Source organism: Rhizobium sp. PAMB 3182 (assembly GCF_052908355.1).
This window is the reverse complement of record NZ_CM128607.1, coordinates 2,874,534-2,897,130: the sequence shown is the minus strand read 5'-3', so window position 1 is coordinate 2,897,130 and position 22,597 is coordinate 2,874,534. Positions and strand designations below refer to the sequence as shown.

General features: G+C 62.6%; 24 protein-coding genes. 14 read left to right on the top strand and 10 right to left on the bottom strand.

Translation table 11 applies throughout. From position 1 onward, the window contains the following. Positions 1–42 precede the first annotated feature (42 nt). Genes ACU5AZ_RS14030 through ACU5AZ_RS14015 form a run of 4 tightly spaced genes read left to right on the top strand, consistent with a single transcriptional unit; the run spans position 43 to position 3,852 of the window. Positions 43–825, top strand: a complete 783-nt coding sequence (locus ACU5AZ_RS14030; RefSeq protein WP_446822966.1) for an ABC transporter ATP-binding protein — start codon at positions 43–45, stop codon at positions 823–825. Continuing rightward, entirely contained in the window at positions 822–1,526 is a 705-nt protein-coding gene (locus ACU5AZ_RS14025) for an ABC transporter ATP-binding protein (RefSeq protein ID WP_261928933.1), read from the top strand. Before ACU5AZ_RS14030 ends, ACU5AZ_RS14025 begins: the two co-directional genes overlap by 4 nt. Positions 1,527–1,528: 2 nt before the next feature. Next, a complete protein-coding gene (locus ACU5AZ_RS14020; protein WP_446822965.1) occupies positions 1,529–2,542 on the top strand; it encodes a branched-chain amino acid ABC transporter permease in 1,014 nt (337 codons plus the stop codon). After that, positions 2,539–3,852 (top strand): branched-chain amino acid ABC transporter permease, encoded by a 1,314-nt coding sequence (locus tag ACU5AZ_RS14015; RefSeq protein WP_446822964.1) that lies wholly within the window; start codon positions 2,539–2,541, stop codon positions 3,850–3,852. The genes ACU5AZ_RS14020 and ACU5AZ_RS14015 overlap by 4 nt, the downstream gene beginning before the upstream one ends. 46 nt (positions 3,853–3,898) lie before the next feature. Here the strand turns inward: ACU5AZ_RS14015 and nagB are convergent, their stop codons facing one another. The 3 genes from nagB to ACU5AZ_RS14000 form a co-directional block, all read right to left on the bottom strand. Next, positions 3,899–4,651, bottom strand: a complete 753-nt coding sequence (gene nagB, locus ACU5AZ_RS14010; RefSeq protein WP_446822963.1) for a glucosamine-6-phosphate deaminase — start codon at positions 4,649–4,651, stop codon at positions 3,899–3,901. A 169-nt stretch (positions 4,652–4,820) separates the two neighbouring features. Next, positions 4,821–6,026 carry an ROK family transcriptional regulator gene (locus ACU5AZ_RS14005; RefSeq protein WP_446822962.1) on the bottom strand — a complete coding sequence of 402 codons (1,206 nt, stop codon included), beginning with the start codon at positions 6,024–6,026 and terminating at the stop codon, positions 4,821–4,823. A gap of 93 nt (positions 6,027–6,119) precedes the next feature. Continuing rightward, positions 6,120–7,442, bottom strand: coding sequence for an aspartate aminotransferase family protein (locus ACU5AZ_RS14000; protein ID WP_446822961.1), 1,323 nt, complete (start codon positions 7,440–7,442; stop codon positions 6,120–6,122). Between the two features lie 79 nt (positions 7,443–7,521). Here ACU5AZ_RS14000 and ACU5AZ_RS13995 point away from each other — a divergent pair, with 79 nt between their 5' ends. Next, on the top strand, positions 7,522–8,349 hold the full coding sequence (locus tag ACU5AZ_RS13995; protein ID WP_446822960.1) for a 3-keto-5-aminohexanoate cleavage protein: 828 nt from the start codon (positions 7,522–7,524) through the stop codon (positions 8,347–8,349). Between the two features lie 132 nt (positions 8,350–8,481). Here ACU5AZ_RS13995 and ACU5AZ_RS13990 read toward each other — a convergent pair whose 3' ends face one another. Further along, on the bottom strand, positions 8,482–8,688 hold the full coding sequence (locus tag ACU5AZ_RS13990) for a DUF2735 domain-containing protein (RefSeq protein WP_446822959.1): 207 nt from the start codon (positions 8,686–8,688) through the stop codon (positions 8,482–8,484). 423 nt (positions 8,689–9,111) lie between these two features. Between ACU5AZ_RS13990 and ACU5AZ_RS13985 the strand changes: the two genes are divergently transcribed. Beyond that, positions 9,112–10,146 carry a glutamine synthetase beta-grasp domain-containing protein gene (locus tag ACU5AZ_RS13985; RefSeq protein ID WP_446822958.1) on the top strand — a complete coding sequence of 345 codons (1,035 nt, stop codon included), beginning with the start codon at positions 9,112–9,114 and terminating at the stop codon, positions 10,144–10,146. A gap of 79 nt (positions 10,147–10,225) precedes the next feature. Here ACU5AZ_RS13985 and ACU5AZ_RS13980 read toward each other — a convergent pair whose 3' ends face one another. Further along, entirely contained in the window at positions 10,226–10,600 is a 375-nt protein-coding gene (locus ACU5AZ_RS13980) for a DUF2147 domain-containing protein (protein ID WP_446822957.1), read from the bottom strand. Between the two features lie 139 nt (positions 10,601–10,739). On the opposite strand from ACU5AZ_RS13980, the gene ACU5AZ_RS13975 reads away from it, so the two are divergent. Genes ACU5AZ_RS13975 through ACU5AZ_RS13965 form a run of 3 tightly spaced genes read left to right on the top strand, consistent with a single transcriptional unit; the run spans position 10,740 to position 13,107 of the window. After that, positions 10,740–11,558, top strand: coding sequence for a DUF1295 domain-containing protein (locus tag ACU5AZ_RS13975; RefSeq protein ID WP_446822956.1), 819 nt, complete (start codon positions 10,740–10,742; stop codon positions 11,556–11,558). After that, positions 11,555–12,580: an SAM-dependent methyltransferase gene (locus ACU5AZ_RS13970; RefSeq protein WP_446822955.1), complete on the top strand. Its 1,026-nt coding sequence runs from the start codon at positions 11,555–11,557 to the stop codon at positions 12,578–12,580. The genes ACU5AZ_RS13975 and ACU5AZ_RS13970 overlap by 4 nt, the downstream gene beginning before the upstream one ends. Next, positions 12,577–13,107 (top strand): hypothetical protein, encoded by a 531-nt coding sequence (locus tag ACU5AZ_RS13965; RefSeq protein WP_446822954.1) that lies wholly within the window; start codon positions 12,577–12,579, stop codon positions 13,105–13,107. The genes ACU5AZ_RS13970 and ACU5AZ_RS13965 overlap by 4 nt, the downstream gene beginning before the upstream one ends. 3 nt (positions 13,108–13,110) lie before the next feature. Here ACU5AZ_RS13965 and ACU5AZ_RS13960 read toward each other — a convergent pair whose 3' ends face one another. The 3 genes from ACU5AZ_RS13960 to ACU5AZ_RS13950 are packed head-to-tail and all read right to left on the bottom strand — an operon-like array spanning position 13,111 to position 16,443. Then, positions 13,111–14,340 (bottom strand): class I SAM-dependent methyltransferase, encoded by a 1,230-nt coding sequence (locus tag ACU5AZ_RS13960; protein ID WP_446822953.1) that lies wholly within the window; start codon positions 14,338–14,340, stop codon positions 13,111–13,113. Continuing rightward, positions 14,321–15,133, bottom strand: coding sequence for a DUF1365 domain-containing protein (locus ACU5AZ_RS13955; protein ID WP_446822952.1), 813 nt, complete (start codon positions 15,131–15,133; stop codon positions 14,321–14,323). The genes ACU5AZ_RS13960 and ACU5AZ_RS13955 overlap by 20 nt, the downstream gene beginning before the upstream one ends. Further along, positions 15,130–16,443, bottom strand: coding sequence for an NAD(P)/FAD-dependent oxidoreductase (locus ACU5AZ_RS13950; protein WP_446822951.1), 1,314 nt, complete (start codon positions 16,441–16,443; stop codon positions 15,130–15,132). Before ACU5AZ_RS13950 ends, ACU5AZ_RS13955 begins: the two co-directional genes overlap by 4 nt. Here ACU5AZ_RS13950 and ACU5AZ_RS13945 point away from each other — a divergent pair. From ACU5AZ_RS13945 to ACU5AZ_RS13935, 3 genes are read left to right on the top strand one after another with little or no spacing between them, the layout of a single operon-like run. Continuing rightward, on the top strand, positions 16,349–17,281 hold the full coding sequence (locus ACU5AZ_RS13945) for a sigma-70 family RNA polymerase sigma factor (RefSeq protein ID WP_446822950.1): 933 nt from the start codon (positions 16,349–16,351) through the stop codon (positions 17,279–17,281). The two genes, ACU5AZ_RS13950 and ACU5AZ_RS13945, sit on opposite strands and share 95 nt — an antisense overlap. Further along, complete coding sequence (locus ACU5AZ_RS13940) at positions 17,278–17,949, top strand: ChrR family anti-sigma-E factor (RefSeq protein ID WP_446822949.1); 672 nt, start codon at positions 17,278–17,280, stop codon at positions 17,947–17,949. The genes ACU5AZ_RS13945 and ACU5AZ_RS13940 overlap by 4 nt, the downstream gene beginning before the upstream one ends. Positions 17,950–17,977: 28 nt before the next feature. Further along, on the top strand, positions 17,978–18,382 hold the full coding sequence (locus tag ACU5AZ_RS13935) for a DUF2177 family protein (protein ID WP_446822948.1): 405 nt from the start codon (positions 17,978–17,980) through the stop codon (positions 18,380–18,382). 22 nt (positions 18,383–18,404) lie between these two features. Here ACU5AZ_RS13935 and ACU5AZ_RS13930 read toward each other — a convergent pair whose 3' ends face one another. Beyond that, positions 18,405–19,382, bottom strand: coding sequence for a GlxA family transcriptional regulator (locus tag ACU5AZ_RS13930; RefSeq protein ID WP_446822947.1), 978 nt, complete (start codon positions 19,380–19,382; stop codon positions 18,405–18,407). Positions 19,383–19,505: 123 nt separating this feature from the next. Here ACU5AZ_RS13930 and ACU5AZ_RS13925 point away from each other — a divergent pair, with 123 nt between their 5' ends. Together ACU5AZ_RS13925 and ACU5AZ_RS13920 are read left to right on the top strand one after the other, a co-directional pair. Beyond that, positions 19,506–20,420, top strand: coding sequence for a 3-keto-5-aminohexanoate cleavage protein (locus ACU5AZ_RS13925; protein WP_446822946.1), 915 nt, complete (start codon positions 19,506–19,508; stop codon positions 20,418–20,420). Beyond that, entirely contained in the window at positions 20,420–21,928 is a 1,509-nt protein-coding gene (locus ACU5AZ_RS13920; RefSeq protein ID WP_446822945.1) for a carnitine 3-dehydrogenase, read from the top strand. Before ACU5AZ_RS13925 ends, ACU5AZ_RS13920 begins: the two co-directional genes overlap by 1 nt. A gap of 239 nt (positions 21,929–22,167) precedes the next feature. Here ACU5AZ_RS13920 and ACU5AZ_RS13915 read toward each other — a convergent pair whose 3' ends face one another. Further along, complete coding sequence (locus ACU5AZ_RS13915; RefSeq protein ID WP_446822944.1) at positions 22,168–22,524, bottom strand: hypothetical protein; 357 nt, start codon at positions 22,522–22,524, stop codon at positions 22,168–22,170. Between the last annotated feature and the right edge of the window lie 73 nt (positions 22,525–22,597).

Below are 22,597 nucleotides of genomic sequence, written 5' to 3'. Positions count from 1 at the left end.
CCGGACCTTCCGGGCGGTTTCCGTTGAAGGACTTTTGTTTGCATGATCGTCGTTGAACAGATCGAAAAGCGTTTCGGCGGACTTCTCGCCGTCAACAAGGTCTCACTCACCATCAAGACGGGATCCATAACCGGCCTGATCGGCCCGAACGGTGCCGGCAAGACCACGCTGTTCAACGTGATCGCCGGACTGCACAAGCCGACTTCCGGACGCGTGCTTCTAGATGGTGAGGACATCACCGGCCTCGAGCCGCATGAACTCTTCGGCAAGGGACTGCTGAGAACCTTCCAGATCGCCCATGAATTTTCCTCGCTGAGCGTTCGCGAGAACCTGATGATGGTTCCGCCCGGACGGCCCGGCGAGAAGCTGATGAATGTCTGGTTCCGGCCCGGCGCCGTCAGGGCCGCCGACCGCGAAGTCCGCGAAAAGGCGGACGAGGTCATCGACTTCCTGAAGCTGAGCCACGTCGCCGACGAGCGCGCCGGCAATCTCTCCGGCGGCCAGAAGAAGCTCCTCGAGCTCGGCCGCACCATGATGGTCGACCCGAAGATCGTCTTCCTCGACGAGGTCGGCGCCGGCGTCAACCGTACGCTGCTCTACGAGATCGGCGACGCGATCCTCAGGCTCAACCGCGAACGCGGCTATACCTTCTGCATGATCGAACACGACATGGATTTCATCTCGCGTCTCTGCGATCCGGTGATCGTGATGGCTGAAGGCGCGGTATTGGCAACCGGCTCACCGGACGAAATCAAATCCAACGAAGAAGTCATCGAGGCCTACCTTGGCACAGGCCTGAAGAACAAACCAAAAGAAAGAATATGAGCTTTTTGATCGGGGAAAGCATGACCGGCGGTTACGGCGGTGCGGACATCCTGCACAACTGTACCATCGGCGTGGAAAAGGGCGAAATCGCCGTCATCGTCGGGCCGAACGGCGCCGGCAAGTCGACCGCCATGAAGGCGGTCTTCGGCATGCTGAAGCTGAGAACCGGCAAGGTCATGTTCGATGGCGAGGACGTCACCAATCTCGCGCCGCAGGCGCGCGTGGCGAAGGGCATGAGCTTCGTGCCGCAGGTCCGCAACATCTTCACCTCCATGACGGTCGAGGAAAACCTGGAGATGGGCGGCTTCATTCGTGAAGACGACATTTCCACGACGATGGAGCAGATCTACGACCTCTTCCCGATCCTGAAAGAAAAGCGTCGCCAGCTCGCCGGCGAGCTCTCCGGCGGACAGCGCCAGCAGGTCGCCGTCGGTCGCGCGCTGATGACCAATCCGAAAGTCCTGATGCTCGACGAGCCGACGGCGGGCGTGTCGCCCATCGTCATGGACGAACTCTTCGACCGCATCATCGAGATCGCCAAGACCGGCATCGCCATCTTGATGGTCGAGCAGAACGCCAAGCAGGCGCTCGAAATCGCCGACAAGGGCTATGTCCTCGTCCAGGGTGAAAACCGCTTCACGGACACCGGCCCGGCGCTGATCGCCGACGACGAAGTCCGCAAGACATTCCTCGGGGGCTGATCATGGAAAACGTTCTGAACGCCCTCGTCGTCCTGACAAACTACATCATCGTGCCGGCGACCGCCTATGGTTGCCAGCTGGCGCTCGGCGCGCTCGGTGCGACTCTGGTCTTTGCCATCCTGCGCTTCTCGAACTTCGCCCACGGCGAACTCATGTCCTTCGGCGCCATGCTCACCGTGCTCGTCACCTGGGCGCTGCAGTCGGCCGGCGTCAGCATCGCACCGCTGGCGACCGCCCTCATCGCCCTGCCGATCGGCATCATCGGCGCCGCGGCCATGACGCTCGCGACCGACCGGCTGGTCTATCGCTATTATCGCCGCCAGCGCTCGCACAATGTCATCTTCATGATCGTTTCGATCGGCGTCATGTTCTTCATGGCCGGCCTGATCCGCTTCATCATCGGACCGGATGACCAGAATTTTGCCGACGGCGCACGCTTCCTCATCACCGCCGGCGAGTTCAAGGCCTGGACCGGGCTGCAGGAAGGCCTGGCGATCCGTGCCTCTCAGGTCATTACCCTGGTGACGGCAATCATCTGCGTCATCCTGCTCTTCTGGTTCCTGGAGCGCACCCGCACCGGCAAGTCGATGCGCGCCTTCTCTGACAACGAAGACCTGGCGCTGCTCTCCGGCATCAATCCGGAACGCGTCGTGACCTTCGCCTGGGTGATCGCCGCAGCACTTGCGACCATCGCCGGCACGCTGTACGGCCTCGACAAGAGCTACAAGCCCTTCGTCTTCCAGCAATTGCTGCTGCCGATCTTCGCCGCCGCCATCGTCGGCGGCTTCGGCAATCCGCTCGGCGCAATCGCCGGCGGCTTCATCGTCGCCTTTTCGGAAGTCGCCGTCACCTACTCCTACAAGAAGGTGCTGACCTATCTCGTGCCGGAAAGCTGGGCACCCGACGGGCTCGTGCAGCTTCTGTCGACGGAATACAAGTTCGCCGTGTCCTTCATCATTCTCGTGCTGGTGCTGCTGATCAAGCCATCCGGCATCTTCGGCGGGAGGTCGTCATGAGTTCCGCACTGCGCAACGTCGCGCTCTTCGCGCTCATGTTCCTCCTTCTGGCGGGCGATGCCTACCTGCACAGCTGGAATTCGGCGCTGTACATCCTCAACCTCTGCCTCATCTCGGCGATCATGTCGCTGGGCGTCAACATCCAGTGGGGCTATGCCGGCCTCATCAACTTCGGCGTCATGGGCTTTGCCGCACTTGGCGGCGTCGCTGCTGTCTTCGTCGCCTCCAGCCCGGTCATGGAAGCCTGGACGGCCGGCGGCACCGGCATTCTCTTCGCCGGCGTCGCGCTGCTCGCGACCATTGCCGCGACGGTCTATGTCCGCAAGGCGATCGGCCGCGAGAACCGCCGCTTCCGCGCCTTCGCGACCGCGCTCGTGATCGCTATCGGTTATTTCGGATCGCGTTATTTCTACGACCCCGCCGTCAGCGCCATCGAAGCCGTCAACCCGTCGGCCACCGGCTATCTCGGCGGCCTCGGCATGCCGATCCTGTTTTCCTGGATCGGCGGTGCGCTGCTCGCCGCCGGCGCGGCCTGGATCATCGGCAAGGTGGCGCTCGGTCTGCGCGAGGATTATCTGGCGATCGCAACGCTCGGCATTTCCGAAATCCTCGTGACCATCATGCGCAACGAGGACTGGCTGACCCGCGGCGTGAAAAACGTCGTCGGTCTCCCCCGTCCGGTCCCCTATGAAGTGGATTTGCGCGGCGCGCAGTGGTTCATCGATCTCGCCGACAAGGTGAACATGCCGATCGCCGACTTCGCCTCGATCTTCGTCAAGCTCTGCTATGGAGGCCTGTTCCTTGTCGTGATCGCCGTCCTGCTCCTGCTTGCGGAAACCGCCCTCAAATCGCCGTGGGGCCGCACCATGCGCGCCGTACGCGACAACGAGGTTGCCGCCGAAGCCATGGGCAAGGACGTCAAGCGCATTCACCTGAAGGTCTTCATCCTCGGCTCCGCCGTCATAGGTCTTGCCGGCGCGATGCTGACGACGATGGACGGCCAGTTCACGCCAGGCTCATACCAGCCGCTGCGCTTCACCTTCCTCATCTGGGTGATGGTGATTGCCGGCGGGTCCGGCAACAACTGGGGCTCCGTCCTTGGCGGCTTCCTCATCCTCTTCTTCTGGATGGAAGCCGAACCCTTCGGCGTCTGGCTGCTGGAACACCTGACCGCGAACCTCGGCCCGGACAGCTCTATCCGCCAGCATCTGACGGACAATGCCCAGCAGATGCGCCTGGTGATGATGGGCCTGCTTCTGCTGCTCGTCATGCGCTTCCGGCCGAACGGACTGATCCCCGAACGCCGATAGGCTTATGGCAGCCGGTTCCAGCCGGCTGCTTTCCTTGTTCAGATTGTCAGTCGGCCGCCCGAAGCCGGATATCGACATCCGGCAGATCGGCGGAGGCCGCGCGATCGAGGAACCACCGCACATTGTCGTGCACCTTCAACGCGGAAGCCGGGCAATCAGCGTCCGGCTCCGAAAACAGCGCGCGCGCCACGGCGTCCGCCTTGGCGGCGCCGGTTGCCAGAACGGCGATCTCGCGGGCATCGAGAATGGTGGCGATCCCCATGGTCAGCGCCCGCTCCGGCACGCTGCGGTCGGAGAAGAAACCGGCATTGGCTTCCAGCGTTTCCTCTTCAAGCACCACAAGCCGCGTCCTGGAGGAAAAGGCCGAACCGGGCTCGTTGAAGCCGATATGCCCGTTGCGCCCAATCCCGAGAAGCTGCAGATCGATACCGCCCGCCTCCGCAATCAGCCGCTCGTAGCGCTCACCCTCATGCTCGGGATCATCCGTCATGCCATCCGGCAGGTGCGTCCTCGCCTTGTCGATGTCGACATGATCGAACAGCAGGTGATCCATGGTGGCCCTGTAGGATCCCGAATGGCGCGGCGAAAGCCCCTCATACTCGTCGAGATTGAAGCTCGTCACGCCGGCAAAGCTCACCCGGCCGGCCTTGTGCGCTTCGATCAGCGCCGCATAGACCGGCTCCATCGTCGCGCCGGTCGCGAGACCGAGCACGATGGAAGGCTTTTCATTGATGCGGGAAACGATCAGATCCGCCAACGCCTCGGCGGCATCCTTGCTGCTTTCGAAAATCTTGTACATGGCCCTCTGTGCTCGGGGTCTTTCCGGGTCGCGAATGTACGGCAGCGGAACACGCTCCCAACCGTCGGTCCGGTCAAATAACCGTTCGAATACAATATTAGTTCGTCAAGATGACGAATATATGAGGCAGCAGATTCTTTCGCAATAGGCGCGAAGCCGTTTGCAACAATTATCCGCGTGGCGGAGCGGGAAGATTGATATCGGTCGGCAGGGAATGGGGAGAGAACAGCAGGTTGTGCGTCTGCTGCAGGGCGATTGCCATCGCACCCATCAAGATCGCCCTCTCGCCAAGCCGGCTGGCTTCGATCAACAGCTTGCGCGCCGTGACCTTTTTCAGGCTTTCGCGGATCAGCGGAAGCAGGATTGGCTGGCGCCCAATCGGCCCGCCGACGACGATCTTTCCGGGATCGGCGAAGGCCGACACCGCGACGATGGTGAGTGCCGCGAGATCGGCGACCTGGCCGACGATCGAGACCGCAGCCTTCTGTCCGGCGCGCGCCTGCTCGAAGAGATTGGCGACGGTTGCGAAGGGAGAGCCACCCTCCCGCACATAGGCCTCCAGGATGGCCTTGGTGCCGAGCGCGCTTTCCAGCGTCCCGCGCTTCAGGCTCTCGGGCGCGGCCGGATCCGCACCGAAGGGCAGGAAGCCGATTTCGCCGGCAGCACCGCTGGACCCGCGCATAAGCTTGCCATTGACCAGCAGGCCGAGGCCGACACCGGCGCCAAGCGAGACGAAGGCAAAGGTCCCGCCGCGGTCGGCCTCGCCGAGCCAGGCCTCGCCGAGCGCACCGGCATTGATGTCGTTCTCGACCGCAACGTCACAGCCGAGCCGCTCGGACAGCGCTCCGGCGATGTCGAAGCCGCTCATGTCTTCGAGGTTTGGCGCAAGCGCCAGCCGGCCGCTGTCCGGATCGATGACGCCCGGCATGGCGACGGCCGCAAACAATAGCTTCTCCGGCGCCAGCTCCGCCTTGCGGATCAGGCCTTGCAGCATGAGGTGCAGTTGTGACAACGGCTCTTCCGGCGGACGGGGCGTCGCCTGCTCGGCGACCTCCACGAGGACCCGTCCCGAAAGGTCGGCCAGCACGGCACGAAGCGACGACACGCCGAAATCGATGCCGGCGACGTAGCCCGCATCCGGATCGATCTCATAGGTGACCGCCCGGCGCCCGACATGACCGCCGGTCTTGCCGCGCACCCTCACCCAGCCGCCCTCTTCGAGCGCCCGGATGACCTCGGACATGGTCTGCTTGGAAAGCCCTGTGATCTTGGCAAGGTCGGCGCGCGAGGTCGGCCCCTGATGCAACAGCACATCGATGACGGCGCGGACGGAAAACTGGCGGAGGACAGGCGGCTGGCTGTCACTGATCCTCATCGTCTGCCCGCTCCCTCAGCCACTTGAACACCCCGCGCGATTGTCCTGACTGAATCTTTTATGGACGGAAATCCCGCGACGCAAGCCCGCCGCTCAACCGATGGCGGCATCCACGGCCTCGCCGAGCCGCATGACGATGGCCTCGACATTCTCTTCCGTCACGATGAAGGGTGGCGCCAGCAGAACATGGTCGCCGAACACGCCGTCGATGGTACCGCCCATGGGGTAGACCATCAGCCCCCGCGCCATCGCTTCGCGCTTGATGCGGGCGTGCAATTTGAGCGCCGGATCGAAGGGCGCCTTGGTATCGCGATCGGCCACGAGCTCGATGGCCTGGAAAAGCCCGCGGCCGCGGATGTCGCCGACATGCGGGCTCTGCCCGAAGCGCTCCTGCAGCCCAGACCGCAAACGCTCTCCCATGTCGACGACATTGCCGAGCAGGCCATCCCGCTGGATGACCTGCTGCACGGCGAGCGCCGCAGCCGCCGCCATGGGATGCCCCATATAGGTGTGCCCGTGCTGGAAGAAGCCGGAGCCATTGGCAAATGCGTCGAAGATTTTGCCACTGAGCAGCACCGCGCCGATTGGCTGATATCCGCCGCCAAGCCCCTTGGCGATGGTCATCAGGTCGGGTGAAACACCCTCCTGCTCGCAGGCATGCAGCGTTCCGGTCCGTCCCATGCCGCACATCACCTCGTCGAGGATCAGGAGCACGCCATACCGGTCGCAGATCTCGCGGACACACCGGAAATAGCCGGGCGCCGCCGGCACCGCGCCCACCGTCGCGCCAACTACCGTTTCGGCGACGAAGGCGATCACAGAACCTTCGCCAAGCTCGAGGATCTTGTCCTCCAGTTCCTGTGCCGCTCGCAGGCCGTATGCCTCCTCGCTTTCTCCCTCGATCTGATGGCGATAGGCATAACAGGGGGCAATGTGATGCGTTTCGATCAGCAACGGACTGAACTGCGCCCGGCGCCACGCATTGCCGCCGGCAGCGAGCGCGCCGAGTGTGTTGCCGTGATAACTTTGTTGTCGTGCAATAACATGCCGGCGCTGCGGCTCGCCCGTCTCGACAAAATACTGCCGCGCCATCTTCAGCGCCGCCTCCACCGCCTCTGAACCGCCGCTGACGAGATAGACGCGATCGAGCCCCTTGGGCGCATGTGCGACGAGATGATCGGCAAGCGCCTCCGCCGGCTCGGAGGTAAAAAAGCCTGTATGTGCATAGGCGAGCCGGTCGAGCTGATCATGCAGCGCGGCCATCACGTCTGGATGGCCGTGGCCGAGGCAGGAGACCGCAGCACCCCCGGAGGCATCGATATAGGCCTTTCCGTCGCGATCGAAGATTTCCACGCCCCTGCCGCCGGTGGCGACCGGCATGACGGCATTGGCGGCGCGATGCAGAAGATGGGTCACGGCAGATTTTCCCGGTTGCACGACAGGAGAATGTGTCTACGACTGTGCGGGCATCGACCGGATTTTGGCAAGATCGGAAATGACAGACAGCGAACGAAACCTGACCACGATCGCCGTCGCACCGAATGGTGGGCGCAAGACGAAGGCGGATCATCCCGCCGTCCCGCTGACCGCCGCGGAGCTCGCACGGACGGCCGCCGAATGCCTTGAGGCCGGCGCGACAATGATCCATGTGCACGTGCGCGCGCCGGACGGCACACATCTGCTGGATGCCGGCGCCTATCTGCGGGCAACAGCGGCCATAAAGGCGGAAACCGGCGATCGCATGGTCGTCCAGATCACCTCCGAAGCGCTCGGCCAGTATGCGCCCGAGGCGCAGCGCGCCGTCGTGCGGGAGGTCAGGCCGCAATCCGCGTCGCTGGCGCTGCGCGAACTGGTGCCTGACGAGAGCGAGGAGAAGGCCTTCGCAGAGCTGCTGTCCTGGATGAAGGCAGAGCATGTCGTTCCGCAGATCATCCTCTACACGCCCGAGGAAGCCGCCCGGCTTTCGGACATGATGCGCCGCGGTCTCATCCCCGCCGAAGACATTCCGGTCCTCTACGTGCTCGGCCGCTATACGGAAAAGCAGATGTCCGAACCCGCGGATCTTCTGCCCTTCCTCGCACCCGGCTTGCCGTCCTTCGGTCACTGGAGCGTCTGCGCCTTCGGTCCGCGCGAAACGGGCTGCGTGACGACGGCGGCCCTTCTCGGCGGACACATGCGCGTCGGATTTGAAAACAACCTCTGGCTTCCGGGCGGCGGCGTTGCCGGATCGAACGCCGAGATCGTCGCCGGGACCGCCGCTGCAATCGCAGCATCGGGGCTTCATCTTGGCGACGCCGCAGCCTGGCGACCGTCGGGCTGGTAAGGCGGCCAACAAAAAAGCGCCTTCCGGCGCTTCTTCATGCAAAATCTGTTTTGGCCTCCGCCAGCCACGCAAAATCGGACAAATCTCTCCCGCGCCGGGCTGAATGCCCGGCCGATGGACGATCGTTGCGCCTCAATGCTTGAGCGCGTCTTCCGCTTCGCGAAGCGCTTCCTCGTGATACCAGCTGCCGCCGAACGCCGCATCACATACGGCTGGCGACGGCTGCATCGCTGCCGTCTCTGTCACGGCTCCGAATTCCTTGTATCCGCCGGCCGGCTTGCGCCCGTTACGGGGAAATTCGATGATCTTCGCCGTCTCTCTATATGTACCTGTAGCCATCGTATCGCCTTTCTGATTGATCCAGCGCACTAGTTTTGGAGCCACACGCAAACAGATTGCACAATTTTTGTTCCAATTGCAAAAAAAATAATCACAAACTGCGATCTCTCTGAGCGAAAGTCGACCAGATATCGATCAGTCGCGGCAATCGGGGACATTTTTCGCACGGAATGACTATCCGCCAGCTTGCTGGATCAGGGCTGACGGAGATGAAACGCGCCAACCCTGCCATAAGATCCCGCTCATACACGCCAAAATGTCGCAGCAACCTCGAATCACACCCGCAGGCGCGCCGGGGAATTCGAATTGGCACGCATTATGCTTCTATTTCTGTACCCACCGGCTGCGCCCGCGCGTCAGCTGGAGGCCCGTCACATTTCGGGGTTTGCTGAAACGCAACGAGAACCTAAAGAGAGATTCGCAATGACAAAGTATAAGCTCGAGTACATCTGGCTCGACGGGTACAAGCCGGTACCGAACCTTCGCGGCAAGACGCAGATCAAGGAATTCGACACGTTCCCCTCTCTCGGCGAACTGCCGCTCTGGGGCTTCGACGGCTCGTCGACGGAACAGGCCGAAGGCCGCAGCTCCGATTGCGTGCTGAAGCCGGTCGCCGTTTACCCCGACCCGGCCCGCACCAATGGTGTACTCGTGATGTGCGAAGTCATGATGCCTGATGGCGTCACCCCGCATCCGACCAACACCCGCGCTTCGATCCTCGACGATGAAGACGCATGGTTCGGCTTCGAACAGGAATACTTCTTCTACGAAAACGGTCGCCCGCTCGGCTTCCCGGAAGCCGGCTACCCGGCCCCGCAGGGTCCGTACTACACCGGCGTCGGCTACAAGAACGTTGGTTCGATCGCCCGCGAAATCGTTGAAGAGCACCTCGACCTGTGCCTCGCAGCCGGCATCAACCACGAAGGCATCAACGCCGAAGTGGCCAAGGGGCAGTGGGAATTCCAGGTTTTCGGCAAGGGCTCCAAGAAAGCCGCTGACCAGATCTGGATGGCACGCTACCTCCTGCTCCGTCTGTGCGAAAAGTACGGCATCGACATCGAATGGCACTGCAAGCCGCTCGGTGACACCGACTGGAACGGCTCGGGCATGCACTGCAACTTCTCGACCAAGTACATGCGCGAAGTTGGCGGCAAGGAATACTTCGAAGCCCTCATGGCCCAGTTCGAAAAGAACCTCGAAGACCACATCGCCGTCTACGGTCCGGACAACCACATGCGCCTGACCGGCAAGCACGAAACGGCTCCGTGGAACAAGTTCTCCTACGGCGTTGCCGACCGTGGCGCCTCGATCCGCGTTCCGCACTCCTTCGTCAACAACGGCTACAAGGGCTACCTTGAAGACCGCCGTCCGAACTCCCAGGGCGACCCCTATGCGATCGCTTCCCAGGTTCTGAAGACGATCTCGGAAGTTCCGCTGTCGGCATCTGCTGCTGCCTGATCGGCACAGACACCCAGAATAAAAGAACGGCGTCGGCAATTTTGCCGGCGCCGTTTTCGTTTGCAGCATTGCCGATCGTCTATTGCAGTCGCGACCAGCTGACCGACTTGCAGAGCAGCTTGCCGAGGACGCATCCGCGCGTCGTCATGCTGCTGGAGCCGGCATTGATGGTGATGTTGTAGGTCAGTCCCCGCTTAGGGTCCGATGCGCGGCCCTCATAACGACCATCGGCGACCGGCTCGACATCCATGACCAGGCGGTCACCGACCGACTCGCCGCTCGTCCCCGGCTTGATCCAGACATTGACCGCACAGAGATCGCCGCCACATTTCTCGATCTTCACACGCGCCTTGCCGTCGCCCCGGGCCCAAAGCCCGTTGATCGCTCCTTCTCCGGCCTCCACGGCCACGGCGGGAAATGCAAGCAGTAATGCTGCGGTCGGTATCATGCGCATGAAGGCCTCCTTCATCTGACAACTACTCAGTCCTACGCAGAAAAACGTCTTTCGGATCATTTGCCGCGCCACGCGATGAAATCCGGCCCGCTTGTTCCTGCGTATTGGAAAGTGTCCGTTTTAGAGGAGTGCCACACCCATGACGTCCGCCCTGCTGTTTCTGATTGCGGTTGGCCTTTGCGCTGCCATGACGTTTGCCTGGGCGATCCAGCGGCGAACCGGCAACAGCGGCTGGGTCGACACCATCTGGTCGGCGTCCGTCGGCATCGCAACGCTCGCAGCTCTGGCTTTTGCGGCAACCGGGGATACCGGCCGCAAGTGGACGGCGGCCGTCCTCGTGCTTCTCTGGGCCGCGCGGCTCGCCACGCACATCGGCGGACGCAGCGCCGGCGCGAGCGAAGATCCCCGCTATGAAGCCCTGATCAAGGAATGGGGCGACAAGGCATCATCCCGCCTCTTCCTGTTCCTGCAGGCGCAGGCCGCAGCCGCCTTCATCCTCGTTCTGTCGGCCCTTGCGGCAGCGACAGGCGACGCCGCGTTCCCCTCCATCACCGATGGTCTGGCGGCTGTCGTCGCCCTGGTGGCGCTCGCCGGCGAGGCGATCTCCGACAAGCAACTGGCCCAGTTCCGCAAGGACAATGCCGGCCGCAAGGCGATCTGTGATGTGGGATTGTGGCGCTGGTCGCGACATCCCAACTACTTCTTCGAATGGCTGTTCTGGTGCGCCTGGCCGGTCATGGCGCTCGGCAGTCACGCGGCCATCGGCCTGCCGCTGCTGCTATCTCTTCTGGCACCGATGCTGATGTACTGGCTGCTCGTCCACGTCTCCGGCATCCCGCCGCTCGAAGCCCATATGCTCGCCTCGCGCGGCGAGCGCTTTCGCATCTATCAGTCGAAGGTCAACGCTTTCTTTCCCGGCCCCCGCCGCTCGTCAGCCTCCGAGGAGATCGCAAGATGACGATCATTGCCAATGCCATCAATGCCGTTGAACGCATCCCTGTCCCCGACTGGCTGACGGCCGCCGGCGTCGACTTCCTGGTCGGCCGTACCAAGCGCCGGCTGTCGCGCACCGAAGCGATCAGCGAACAGGACTTCGCCGAGGAAATGAAGCGCTTTCCGATCGCCGTTCATACCGAAGAGGCAAACGAGCAGCACTACGAACTGCCGGCCGCCTTCTTCGCGGAAGCGCTCGGCGCGCGCAAGAAATACTCCTGCTGCCTCTATCCGACAGAGGAAACCACGCTCGATGAGGCAGAGATCGCCGCGCTCGACGAGACCATGGCGCACGCCGACCTCCATGACGGCCAGCACATTCTCGAACTCGGATGCGGCTGGGGTTCACTTTCGCTCTACATGGCCGAGAGGATGCCGAACGCCCGCATCACCTCCGTGTCGAACTCCGCGTCGCAGCGCGCCTTCATCGAGGAAGAAGCCCGGCGGCTCGGTCTCTCGAACCTCACGGTCAAGACAGCCAACATGACGGAGTTCGAACCGGGCAAACAGTTCGACCGCATCGTCTCGGTCGAGATGTTCGAGCATATGTCGAACTGGCAGGCGCTGCTGGAGAAGACGCGCGATTGGCTGAAACCCGACGGCAAGCTCTTCATCCACGTCTTCACCCACAAGGATCGGTCCTACCGTTTCGACCACACCGACAAGGCCGACTGGATCGCGCAATATTTCTTCACCGGCGGCATCATGCCGGCCCACGACCTGATCAAGCGCTTTCCCACTCTCTATACCGTTGAGAAGGAGTGGCGCTGGTCCGGGCGCAATTACGAGAAGACGGCGCTACACTGGCTGGAAAATTATGACCGCAATGACGACGCCATTCGTACGATCCTCGCCGAGACCTACGGCAAGGACGCCGATCTCTGGCACCGCCGCTGGCGCCTGTTTTTCCTGGCGACCGCCGGCCTGTTCGGCCATGACGGCGGCGCCACCTGGGGCGTCTCCCACTACCTCCTGACACCGGCATGAGCGGCGCACCGAAGGCCGGGCTGGACGGCCTCAGCGCCGCCAGCCGCTCGGTCGCGGTCGTCATCGCCCTCAACAAACCGGTCTATCCGCTCTACGTCTGGTGGCTGGCGGAAGATGCCTTCAAGGCGTCGCTGGTCACCGCCGCGTCCCTGCCGCTCTACGCGGCCGTCATCTATCTTTACCGGAAGAATCCGCTCTTCGCGCGAATAGGAATGGTTCTGGCCGGTACGCTCGACACATTGGCGATCACCAAGTTCTTCGGCGAGGCGAGCGGTGCCTGGCTGTTCCTTGCCCCCTGTCTTCTGCTGGCATTCCTGTCCTTCTACGAGACTGAGAAGTGGACGGCCCGCGTCCTGATCGGCGCAGTCTTCGCTCTGTTCGCCGTGTTCTTCGGCCGCTACGGCGCGCCGGTCATTTCGCTGTCGGCCAGCGACATAGACACGCTCTACACGCTGAACGTCTTCGGCGCGTTTTCGCTGCTCGCCTTCATCGGCCTTCGCTTCCCGATGCGGCAAGCGAAGGCCTGAGCGTCAGGCCTTCTCCAGCTTGAACTGCAGCACATTGATACTGCCGGCCTGGAAACCGGCGGCGCAATAGTGGAGATAATAGCGCCACATCCGCTTGAAGCGTTCATCGAAACCCATCGGCCGGATGCGTTCCCACTGCGCGATGAAGTCCTGCTCCCAGGTCAACAGCGTGCGGGCATAATGCTTGCCGAAGCCAAGCCAGTCCTTGACCGCAAGCCCGGCATTACCGGCGGCATTGCGGAATGTTGCGAACGACGGCAGCATGCCACCGGGGAAGATATAGGTCTGGATGTAATCGGCATTGCGCCGGTAGTCGTCGAAGCGCTCGTCGTCGATGGTGATCGTCTGGATCATCGCCTTGCCACCCGGTTTCAGCCGGTCGCGGACGGCCGAGAAATAGACCGGCCAGTTCTCCTCGCCGACGGCTTCGAACATCTCGATCGACACGATCTTGTCGAACTCGCCGCCACAGTCGCGGTAGTCCTCGATGCGGATATCGCTTTTGTCGCCGAGCCCGGCGCGTTCGAGACGATCGGAAGCGAAAGCCGCCTGCTCCTTGGACAAGGTCAGCCCCGTCACGCGGCACCCGGTCTGGCGGATCGCATATTCGGCAAAGCCACCCCAGCCGCAGCCGATCTCGAGCACATGGTCGTCAGGGCCGATCTCCAGCTCGCGCACGATACGGGCATATTTCGCCGTCTGCGCTTCGGAGAGCGTCAGATGCGGCTCCTCGAAGAGCGCCGACGAATAGGTCATCGTCTCGTCCAGCCACAGCCGATAGAAATCATTCCCGAGGTCATAATGATAGGCGATGTTGCGGCGGCTGCCACGTTTCGAGTTCCGCCGCAGGCGATGGCGCAGCAGCGCGACCTTGCCCCAGATGGCCGACGCGGCGATCACCGACCGCAGTGCCTTCTCGTTCAGCAGCGCGAAATTGAGAAGCGCGCTGATATCCGGACTGTCCCAGTCGCCGTCGATGTAGGATTTCGCAAAGCCGAGATCGCCGGAGGTCATCAGGCGGATGATCGGGCGCGGATTTTTCAAGTAGAGGGTCGCGTCCGGTCCCGGCTCCGCACCCGCCACCGTGTGGCTTCGCCCGCCCGGGAATTGCAGCGTGATGCTGCCCACCTGGATCCGGTCCACCATCCTGCACATGATTTTCTGCCAGAGAGAGAGCCTGCCCACCGGAGCCGATCCGGCAGCCGCTCCGCGATCATGCGTAGCTTTGCTCATGCAATTCACCCCGCTCCTTGGTGTCCACCAGCGAGCTTGCCACGGCCTCATCCGCCGGCTTGTGCCGGAACACGCGGATGCCTTTCGACCAGAGCCGCAGCGCCTCCCAGTGGATCGCGGCGGTAATCTTCACGGTCATTAACGGATAGGTCAAGAGTGCTTTCAGCAGGGCCCCATCGGAAAGTGCGTTGCGCCTGCCTTCGAAGGCCGCATAGAGCAGCTTGCCCTCTGCATCGGTCTCCACGATACGGACCGCAACGCCGCTCTCAGGCGGTTCGATGGTAAAGTGATAGCGGCATTCCATCGGCATGAACGGCGAGACATAGAGCGCCTTGTCGCAGCTCTGCCGGACGGCTCCTTCCTGCCCAGCGGCCGCAATGACATAGGTATGGCGTTCATTGAACGTGTTGCAGACCTCATAGAGGATCGCCGCCAGCGCGCCGTCACTCCGGTAGCAGAAGAACACCGTCAGCGGGTTGAAGACATAGCCGAAGATGCGCGGATAGCAGAGCACGCGCACCCGCAGCCCGTCATCCTCGATACCGAGCGAGCGCACATGGGCGACCGCCCAATCCTTGAGGCTCACACCGGCCTCCAGCGAGCCGTGGTCCTTGTCCCAGAAGCTGAAAAGGGCGCGGCGGTTGTGCCCGAAGAGACGAAGGGACCGGTCGAGGGTATCGAGCTCGTCGAGATCCAGAAGCAGCGAGAAGACCCTATACTTCAGGCTGTGCTTCTTCGGACGCGAGCGCGTATGCACCACATGCCCGGCGTAGAGCGAGGAAACCCCGGTCATTGCGCCGCCATCATCGGCTCTGGCAGGTAGATGCGGCTCGACTCCCCTTTGACCTGCCAAGGGCGCTTGACGCCGCCGATCGCTTCCGCCACCGCAAGGCCGGACTGCAGCCCGTCCTCATGGAAGCCGCTGCCGAAATGCGCGCCGCAGAACCATACTCCGCCCGAGCCCTGGATATCCCACAGCGCCTTCTGCGCCGCCAGCGCGGCGTTGTCGAACAGCGGATGGGTATAATCGAAGGCGGCGTGAATGTTGTCTTCGCTGATCTCGCTGTTCGGATTGAGCGTCACGAACAGGTCGGTGCGGGTCTTCAGATTCTGAAGCTTGTTCATCCAGTAGCTCACGCAAAGCTGCGCATCGGGGCCGTCGTCGCGATTGCCGATATAATTCCAGCTCGACCACACCCGCCGACGCTTCGGCATCAGGCGGATATCGCTGTGCAGCACGGCACGGTTATGGGTATATTTGAATGCGCCCAACAGAGCCTGTTCCTGCGGCGCGGCATCGTCAAGCATGGCTAGCGCCTGATCGGCGTGGGTGGCGATGACCACATGGTCGAACAGTTCGGCCTCGGAGCCTTGCGAGACCACCTCGACGCCGGCCCGGACGCGGCGCACCTGATGGATTGGCCAGCGCAACCGGACGGTGCCGTTGAAATCGGCGAGAATGCGCTTCACATATTCCTTCGAGCCGCCCTTGACCGTGCGCCAGACGGGGCGATTGGAGAGCGAGAGCAGCCCGTGGCTTTCGAAGAAGCGAATGAAGGCGACCAGCGGATAGGAACGCATCTCCCGTGCCGTGGTCGACCAGATCGCCGCGCCCATCGGCAGGATGTGATTGTCGACAAAGCTCTTGGAATAGCCTTCCGCATCCAGGAACTCGCCGAGCGTCATCTCCGCCGCCATCGCCTGCTTGGCGTAAACTGGCGCGCGCTTGTAGAAGCGCAGTATGTCGCTGATCATCTGCCAGAAACGGAAGCGGATGATATTGGACTTCTGGCCGAGCATCGCCGCGAAACTGGTGCCCGAATATTCGAACGCGCCACTGTCGAGCGAGGCGGAGAACGACATGTCGGACGCTTCGTTCGGCACGTTCAGCGTCGAAAAGAGTTCGACAAGATTCGGATAATTCCAGTCATTATAGACGATGAAGCCGGTATCAACCGGAACGATGCCGTCGTTACAGGTGACGTCCACAGTATTCGAATGTCCGCCGATGCGTCCGTCGGCTTCGAACAGCGTCACCTCCGCGCTCTTGCTCAAGAGCCACGCGGCGCTCAACCCGGAAATGCCGGAACCTATGACGGCCACCCGGCAGGGGCGTGAAAAATCTCTTTCATGGATGGACTTGAGCATTGCATGGTTCCTTTGGCGTCTGACACTCACTACGCGGTCGCCCGGCAAATGGATTGAAAAGAAGAGAAAATTCTTCGATGGTGTGATCCGCCGAACCTTGGGTGCCGTAACCGCTGACATGCAGACAGTCGTTTCCGCCAGGGCCATCGATAACCGGAAAATGCCGCTCCTCTTGCTGGAAAGAGGAAAGGCGTTGCACGAACGAAAGCCGCGACGCATCCAAATGAATGAACCCCTGGGAGAAACGGACGGGCAAGATTTGAAAGCCTGTCTAGCCGCAGTCGGACGAGATCGGAACGTGGACGCCTTCGAGGTCCTGTTCCGGCATTTCGGCCCGAAGATCCGCGCCTACATGATGAAGCGTGGCGGCAACAGGCAGCTGGCAGAAGAGTTGATGCAAGAAACCATGATGACGATCTGGAAGAAGGCCGAGCAGTTCGATCCGGCCCGCGGATCGGTGTCGAGCTGGATCTTCACGATCGCACGAAATGTGCGCATCGATACGTTCCGCAAGACCAACCGGCCCGAATTCGACCCCAACGACCCGGCCTTCGTGCCGGATGACATTCCCGCCGCCGACGCCATCGTCGAGGCCGGCGATGAAGCCGAGCGCCTGCACGACGCCATGAAGAAGCTGCCGGCCGAGCAGGTGGAGCTTCTCCGCCTCTCCTTTTTCGAGGAGGCGTCCCACAGCGTGATCGCCGAACGGCTGAACCTGCCGCTCGGCACCGTCAAATCCCGTATCCGCCTCGCTTTCGCACGGCTGCGCGACCTGCTGGGAGAAGGGCGATGAACTCAATCAATCACCACATCAGCGATGAACTTCTCGTCGAATACGCCAATGGCTCGCTCGAAGAGGGCTGGAGCATAGCCGTTGCCACGCATCTGGCGCTCTGCCCCGCCTGTCGCAAACGCCTGCAGGCGATCGAAGCGACCGCCGGCGCACTGCTCGAGGGCATCGAGGCGGAACCTTCGGAAACGGACGACAAATCCTGGGCGGCGCTGCGCGAAAAGCTGGCCGCTGCTCCGAAAGTGACGGAAGCGGCTTCGCCCCGCAAAGCGGCCACGCCATCGCCGCGCCGCGTCCCGGAACCGCTGCATTCCTATCTCGGCGGAGACCTCGACACCTTGAAATGGCGGGCTCTGGGGCTCGGCGCATATCATTATCCGATCCCGACGAAGGACAAGCAGATCTCGGTCAGGCTGCTTCGCATTCCGGCCGGCAAGCCGGTGCCCGAGCACACCCATGGCGGCCGCGAGTTGACGCTCGTGCTGAAGGGCGCTTTCCGCGACGGCGACGACCGCTTTGGTCCCGGTGACTTCGAGGAAACCGACGAAAGCGTCAACCATCAGCCGATCGCCGAGAAGGGCGACGACTGTATCTGCCTGGCCGTAACCGACGCGCCGCTGAAGTTCAGCAGCCGCATCGTCCGCCTCATCCAGCCGCTTCTCGGCATCTGACCAGGGCACTCGCGAAGGAGCAATACCCATGCGTATCTATGCAACGGCGTTTGCCGCCACGGCCTTCGTGTTCCTTCTGCTCGATTCCATCTGGCTCAGCGTCGTGGCGATCGGCTTCTACCGTGAGACGATCGGCCATCTGCTTGCCGCCGAGCCCGACTTCCTGGCTGCAGCCTGCTTCTACGTGCTCTATCTTCTCGGCGTGCTCTATTTCGCGGTCGCGCCGGCGGTAACGCTCGGAAACCTGACCAGCGCCACGCTGTCCGGTGCGTTCCTCGGCCTCGTCGCCTACGGCACCTACGACCTGACCAACATGGCCACGATGAAGGACTGGCCCGTGTCGGTCACCCTCGTTGACCTTGCCTGGGGCGCATTCGTGACCGGGGCGGCCTCGGCTGCCGGTTACCTCGCCGGACGACGGCTGTCGGTCTGACGAACAGGCATACCTCTCAACGCTAGCTCATATCGGGCGGCGCCTTCGCCTGTCGCAGCCGCTTGCGTGTACCGCTCGGGCTCTCTCCGAAATGCGCGCGGTAGCTGCGCGAGAAAGCCGATACGGAGTTGAAGCCGCAGGCGACCGCGATCTCGGTGAAGGCCTGCCGCGTCTCGACGGCCTTTCGCCGCGCCGCATTCAGCCGCAGTGCAAGATAATGGATATGCGGCAGAACGCCGATATGCTCCTTGAAGAGGGACTGCAGATGCCGGGCGCTGACGCCGACCCGGCGCGCGATCCGGCTGACGGGCAGCGGCTGTTCGATCTGTTCTTCCATGATCCTGATGGCTGAAACGACGCGCTCGTCGCCAATCCGCTGGCTCGGCGCCAGCGGCAGCGACGGTGCGGCCGCCGCCGTGCCCCCGGGCTCGTAGATGAACAGCCGTGAGACCTCCAGCGCCAGCGAATAGCCGTGCCGCCGCCGAATAAGCTCCAGCATCAGGTCGAGTGTCGGAAGCGCACCACCGGCCGTCACCCTCTTGCCGTCAACGACATACCGGCCCCTGACTGCGTTGATCTGCGGATAGGTGGAAGCAAATTCCTCGAAATCCTCCCAGTGCACCGTCGCCGAAAATCCGTCGAGCAGGCTCGCTTCCGCCATCAGCCAGGTGCCGGATTCGATACCGGCGACATAGGGCCGCGTTCGCGCGCTACGCGACAGCATCATCTTGACCTGCGCCGTCGCATGCCGCTGCCAGTAATAGGCGGACAGCACGAAGAGCGGAGCAGTCTCCTCCTTCGGCGGAAAGGTGCCATCGACCGGCACGGGAATGCCGCTTGTGGTCACGACCGGCCTGCCATCCGGCGAGAGGATACGCCAGCGATAGAGTTCCCGGCCGGAAATACGGTTCGCCCCGCGCATGGGCTCGATGACCGAGGCGAGCAGGATCAGGTTGATGTCCGGCAGAACCAGAAGATCGATGGTCGTGGTTTCAGCCATTTGACGTTCAGACGTCCATTCTGTGCACGGAATTTCCGATAATGTACAGTTTGATTCCGATAATGCAAAGCATGACCCGGCATTATGCCGCCTAATCCCTGCAACGACAGGGAGCTACAAGACATGCCGCTTGCCATGAACCGCGAGGTCTTCATCACCTGTGCCGTCACCGGCTCAGGCGACACCACCGCGAAATCCGCCCATGTGCCGGTCACTCCGGCCGAAATCGCCGCCTCCGCCATCGACGCCGCCAAGGCCGGCGCCGCCGTGGTCCACTGCCACGTCCGCGATCCCGAGACCGGCAAGCCGAGCCGCCGCAATGACCTCTACCGCGAGGTGACAGAGCGCATCCGTGACGCCGAGATCGATGTCGTTCTCAACCTCACGGCCGGGATGGGCGGCGACGTCGTGTTCGGCGGCGTCGAGACGCCATTGCCGCTGAACCCGGCCGGCACCGACATCGTCGGCGCCACCGAGCGCGTCAGCCATGTCGCCGAATGCCGGCCGGAAATCTGCACGCTCGATTGCGGCACCATGAATTTCAGCCTCGGCGACTATGTCATGACGAACACGCCCGGCACGTTGCGCGCCATGGCAAAGATGATGACCGATCTCGGCGTTCGTCCGGAAATCGAGGCCTTCGACACCGGCCATCTGTGGTTTGCCAAGCAGCTGGTCGAGGAAGGCCTGATCGAGGATCCGGTCCTCATCCAGCTGTGCATGGGCATTCCGTGGGGCGCGCCGGACGACCTCAACACCTTCATGGCGATGGTCAACAACGTACCGTCGACCTGGACCTTCTCCGCCTTCTCAATCGGTCGTAACGCGCTCGCCTACCCGGCGGCCTCCGTTCTCGCCGGCGGCAATGTCCGCGTCGGCCTTGAGGACAATCTCTACATCGGCAAGGGGCAGCTCGCGACCAACGCCCAGCTGGTCGAAAAAGCGGTCACCGTGATCGAAGGAATGGGCGCCCGCATCATCGGGCCCGAAGAAGTACGCGCGAAACTGAAACTCCAGAAGCGGGCTCCGGTGAAGTGATGATCAAGATCAGCAAGGCCGCCTGTGTCGGCGGTGGCGTTATCGGTGGCGGCTGGATCGCCCGTTTCCTGCTTTCCGGCATCGACGTGGCGGTCTACGACCCGCATCCGGAAGCCCAGCGCATCGTCGGCGAAGTCATCGCCAATGCCGAGCGCGCCTATGGCATGCTCACGTCAGCGCCGCTGCCGCCGCGCGGCACGCTAACCTTCATGCCGACTCTGGAAAGTGCGGTGGCCGATGCGGACTTCATCCAGGAAAGCGTGCCGGAACAGCTGGAACTGAAACGCCGGGTGCTGACCGCGATTGACGCCGCCGCCAGACCGGACGCGCTGATCGGTTCCTCGACGTCTGGACTGCTGCCGACTGAACTCCAGGCGCACATGAAGCACCCCGAACGCTTCTTCGTCTCACACCCCTACAACCCGGTCTACCTGCTGCCGCTTTCCGAACTTGTCGGCGGCGAAAAGACCGCGCCGGATACCATCACCCGCGCCTCCGCTGTTCTGGAATCGATCGGCATGAAGGGCGTCCACATCGCCCGCGAGATCGAGGCCTTCGTCGGCGACCGCCTGCTCGAAGCGCTGTGGCGCGAGGCCTTGTGGCTGATCAAGGACGACATCTGCACGGTCGAGACGCTGGACGATGTCATCCGCTATTCCTTCGGCCTGCGCTGGGCGCAGATGGGTCTGTTCCAGACCTACCGCATCGCCGGCGGCGAGGCGGGCATGCGCCACTTCCTCGCGCAGTTCGGACCCTGCCTGCAATGGCCATGGACGAAGCTCACCGACGTCGTCGACCTCGACGACGCGCTGGTGGAAAAGATCGGCGCGCAGTCCGACGAGCAGGCCGACGGCCTGTCGATCCGCGAACTCGAGCGCATCCGCGACGAGAACCTCGTCGGCATTCTCCATGCGCTCAAGGGCTCACGCGACGGCGAAGGCTGGGGCGCCGGCAAGCTCCTGAAGGAATTCGAGACGTCGCTGTGGAGCAAGGCGCCAAAGGTCGATATCGCGGCGTCCGCCGGCCAGCCGCTGCGTCTCGTCGAGACCAAGGTCAATCCGTCCTGGGCGGACTATAACGGCCACATGACCGAGCACCGCTATCTGCAGGTCTTCGGCGACACTTCCGACGCGCTGCTGCGCCTGATCGGCGTGGATCTCGCCTATGTTGAGGCCGGACATTCCTATTACACCGTGGAAACTCATATCCGCCACCTCGGCGAGGCCAAGGTCGGCCAGGCAATCTATTCGACCTGCCAGATCCTTGCCGTCGATGCCAAGCGCCTGCACGTCTTCCATCGCATTCACGACGGGGCAAGCGATGCGCTGCTGGCAACCGCCGAGCAGATGCTGCTGCATGTCGACAGCGTTGCCGGCAAGGCCGCCAATGCGCCGGACTGGGTCATCGACAGGCTGAACGCCATTGCCGCCGAACATGCCGGACTGCCATGGCCGGACGGTGCCGGGCGGCAAGTCGGACAGAAGAAGGCCAGGGAGGCGGCTGAATAATGAACGCAAGGGTCAGGATGGAACGATGCTGACACCCACCGCGCGCGGCATGCCCGCGGCGGAAAACCAAACACGGAACATCCGCCGGCGCCGGCAGTCTATCCGGCCCGGCGCTGCCGTATCCACGTCTGCCGAAATGCGCGTCGCCCTTGGTGATCAGATCGCGATGACTGGCCCCACCGCGGCAGGATATGTCGCACAAGCGACCTCATTAGGATCGCAACCTGCTAAGAATTCAGTCATAACAAGAAGTGATCGAAGGAAGCCTCATCCGGGTTTCCTTCTCGAACATGCGGGGACACGGCCATGAGCCGAGCGATGGCAGACTGTGCAGGAATGCTCAGGTTAGACCCTGTCAATTCGGGGCTCATCCCGCTGATTCTCCACGCCTTGGGCGCATCTTCATCCCCTAACGTCAGGTTTTCCACAGCAATGGTGGACGCCGGCCGGATGGCCGCAACCGCCGTGCCTGGAAATGCCCGGATTGCCTGTCGCTCAAGAGGTTGGAAGCTGTCACACAAGTCGAACAGGCTGCATTCAGGGAAGGAGCGCTGACCGTCGAAGGATCGACGGATGGAGGAAAGGGGTTCAAGCACGGCCGCAAAGCCTTATAGTCCCGCCGGAATTCAGCGGAATATATCAAAACAATCAAAAACTTCCGCCTGCAAC

Excerpts from the sequence above, each read along its gene's own strand:
- ACU5AZ_RS14030 (WP_446822966.1), top strand. The coding sequence starts at position 43 with ATGATCGTCGTTGAACAGATCGAAAAGCGTTTCGGCGGACTTCTCGCC.
- ACU5AZ_RS14025 (WP_261928933.1), top strand. The coding sequence starts at position 822 with ATGAGCTTTTTGATCGGGGAAAGCATGACCGGCGGTTACGGCGGTGCG.
- ACU5AZ_RS14020 (WP_446822965.1), top strand. The coding sequence starts at position 1,529 with ATGGAAAACGTTCTGAACGCCCTCGTCGTCCTGACAAACTACATCATC.
- ACU5AZ_RS14015 (WP_446822964.1), top strand. The coding sequence starts at position 2,539 with ATGAGTTCCGCACTGCGCAACGTCGCGCTCTTCGCGCTCATGTTCCTC.
- nagB (WP_446822963.1), bottom strand. The coding sequence starts at position 4,651 with ATGTACAAGATTTTCGAAAGCAGCAAGGATGCCGCCGAGGCGTTGGCG.
- ACU5AZ_RS14005 (WP_446822962.1), bottom strand. The coding sequence starts at position 6,026 with ATGAGGATCAGTGACAGCCAGCCGCCTGTCCTCCGCCAGTTTTCCGTC.
- ACU5AZ_RS13995 (WP_446822960.1), top strand. The coding sequence starts at position 7,522 with ATGACAGACAGCGAACGAAACCTGACCACGATCGCCGTCGCACCGAAT.
- ACU5AZ_RS13990 (WP_446822959.1), bottom strand. The coding sequence starts at position 8,688 with ATGGCTACAGGTACATATAGAGAGACGGCGAAGATCATCGAATTTCCC.
- ACU5AZ_RS13985 (WP_446822958.1), top strand. The coding sequence starts at position 9,112 with ATGACAAAGTATAAGCTCGAGTACATCTGGCTCGACGGGTACAAGCCG.
- ACU5AZ_RS13980 (WP_446822957.1), bottom strand. The coding sequence starts at position 10,600 with ATGCGCATGATACCGACCGCAGCATTACTGCTTGCATTTCCCGCCGTG.
- ACU5AZ_RS13975 (WP_446822956.1), top strand. The coding sequence starts at position 10,740 with ATGACGTCCGCCCTGCTGTTTCTGATTGCGGTTGGCCTTTGCGCTGCC.
- ACU5AZ_RS13970 (WP_446822955.1), top strand. The coding sequence starts at position 11,555 with ATGACGATCATTGCCAATGCCATCAATGCCGTTGAACGCATCCCTGTC.
- ACU5AZ_RS13965 (WP_446822954.1), top strand. The coding sequence starts at position 12,577 with ATGAGCGGCGCACCGAAGGCCGGGCTGGACGGCCTCAGCGCCGCCAGC.
- ACU5AZ_RS13960 (WP_446822953.1), bottom strand. The coding sequence starts at position 14,340 with ATGAGCAAAGCTACGCATGATCGCGGAGCGGCTGCCGGATCGGCTCCG.
- ACU5AZ_RS13955 (WP_446822952.1), bottom strand. The coding sequence starts at position 15,133 with ATGACCGGGGTTTCCTCGCTCTACGCCGGGCATGTGGTGCATACGCGC.
- ACU5AZ_RS13945 (WP_446822950.1), top strand. The coding sequence starts at position 16,349 with ATGCGTCCGTCGGCTTCGAACAGCGTCACCTCCGCGCTCTTGCTCAAG.
- ACU5AZ_RS13940 (WP_446822949.1), top strand. The coding sequence starts at position 17,278 with ATGAACTCAATCAATCACCACATCAGCGATGAACTTCTCGTCGAATAC.
- ACU5AZ_RS13935 (WP_446822948.1), top strand. The coding sequence starts at position 17,978 with ATGCGTATCTATGCAACGGCGTTTGCCGCCACGGCCTTCGTGTTCCTT.
- ACU5AZ_RS13930 (WP_446822947.1), bottom strand. The coding sequence starts at position 19,382 with ATGGCTGAAACCACGACCATCGATCTTCTGGTTCTGCCGGACATCAAC.
- ACU5AZ_RS13925 (WP_446822946.1), top strand. The coding sequence starts at position 19,506 with ATGCCGCTTGCCATGAACCGCGAGGTCTTCATCACCTGTGCCGTCACC.
- ACU5AZ_RS13920 (WP_446822945.1), top strand. The coding sequence starts at position 20,420 with ATGATCAAGATCAGCAAGGCCGCCTGTGTCGGCGGTGGCGTTATCGGT.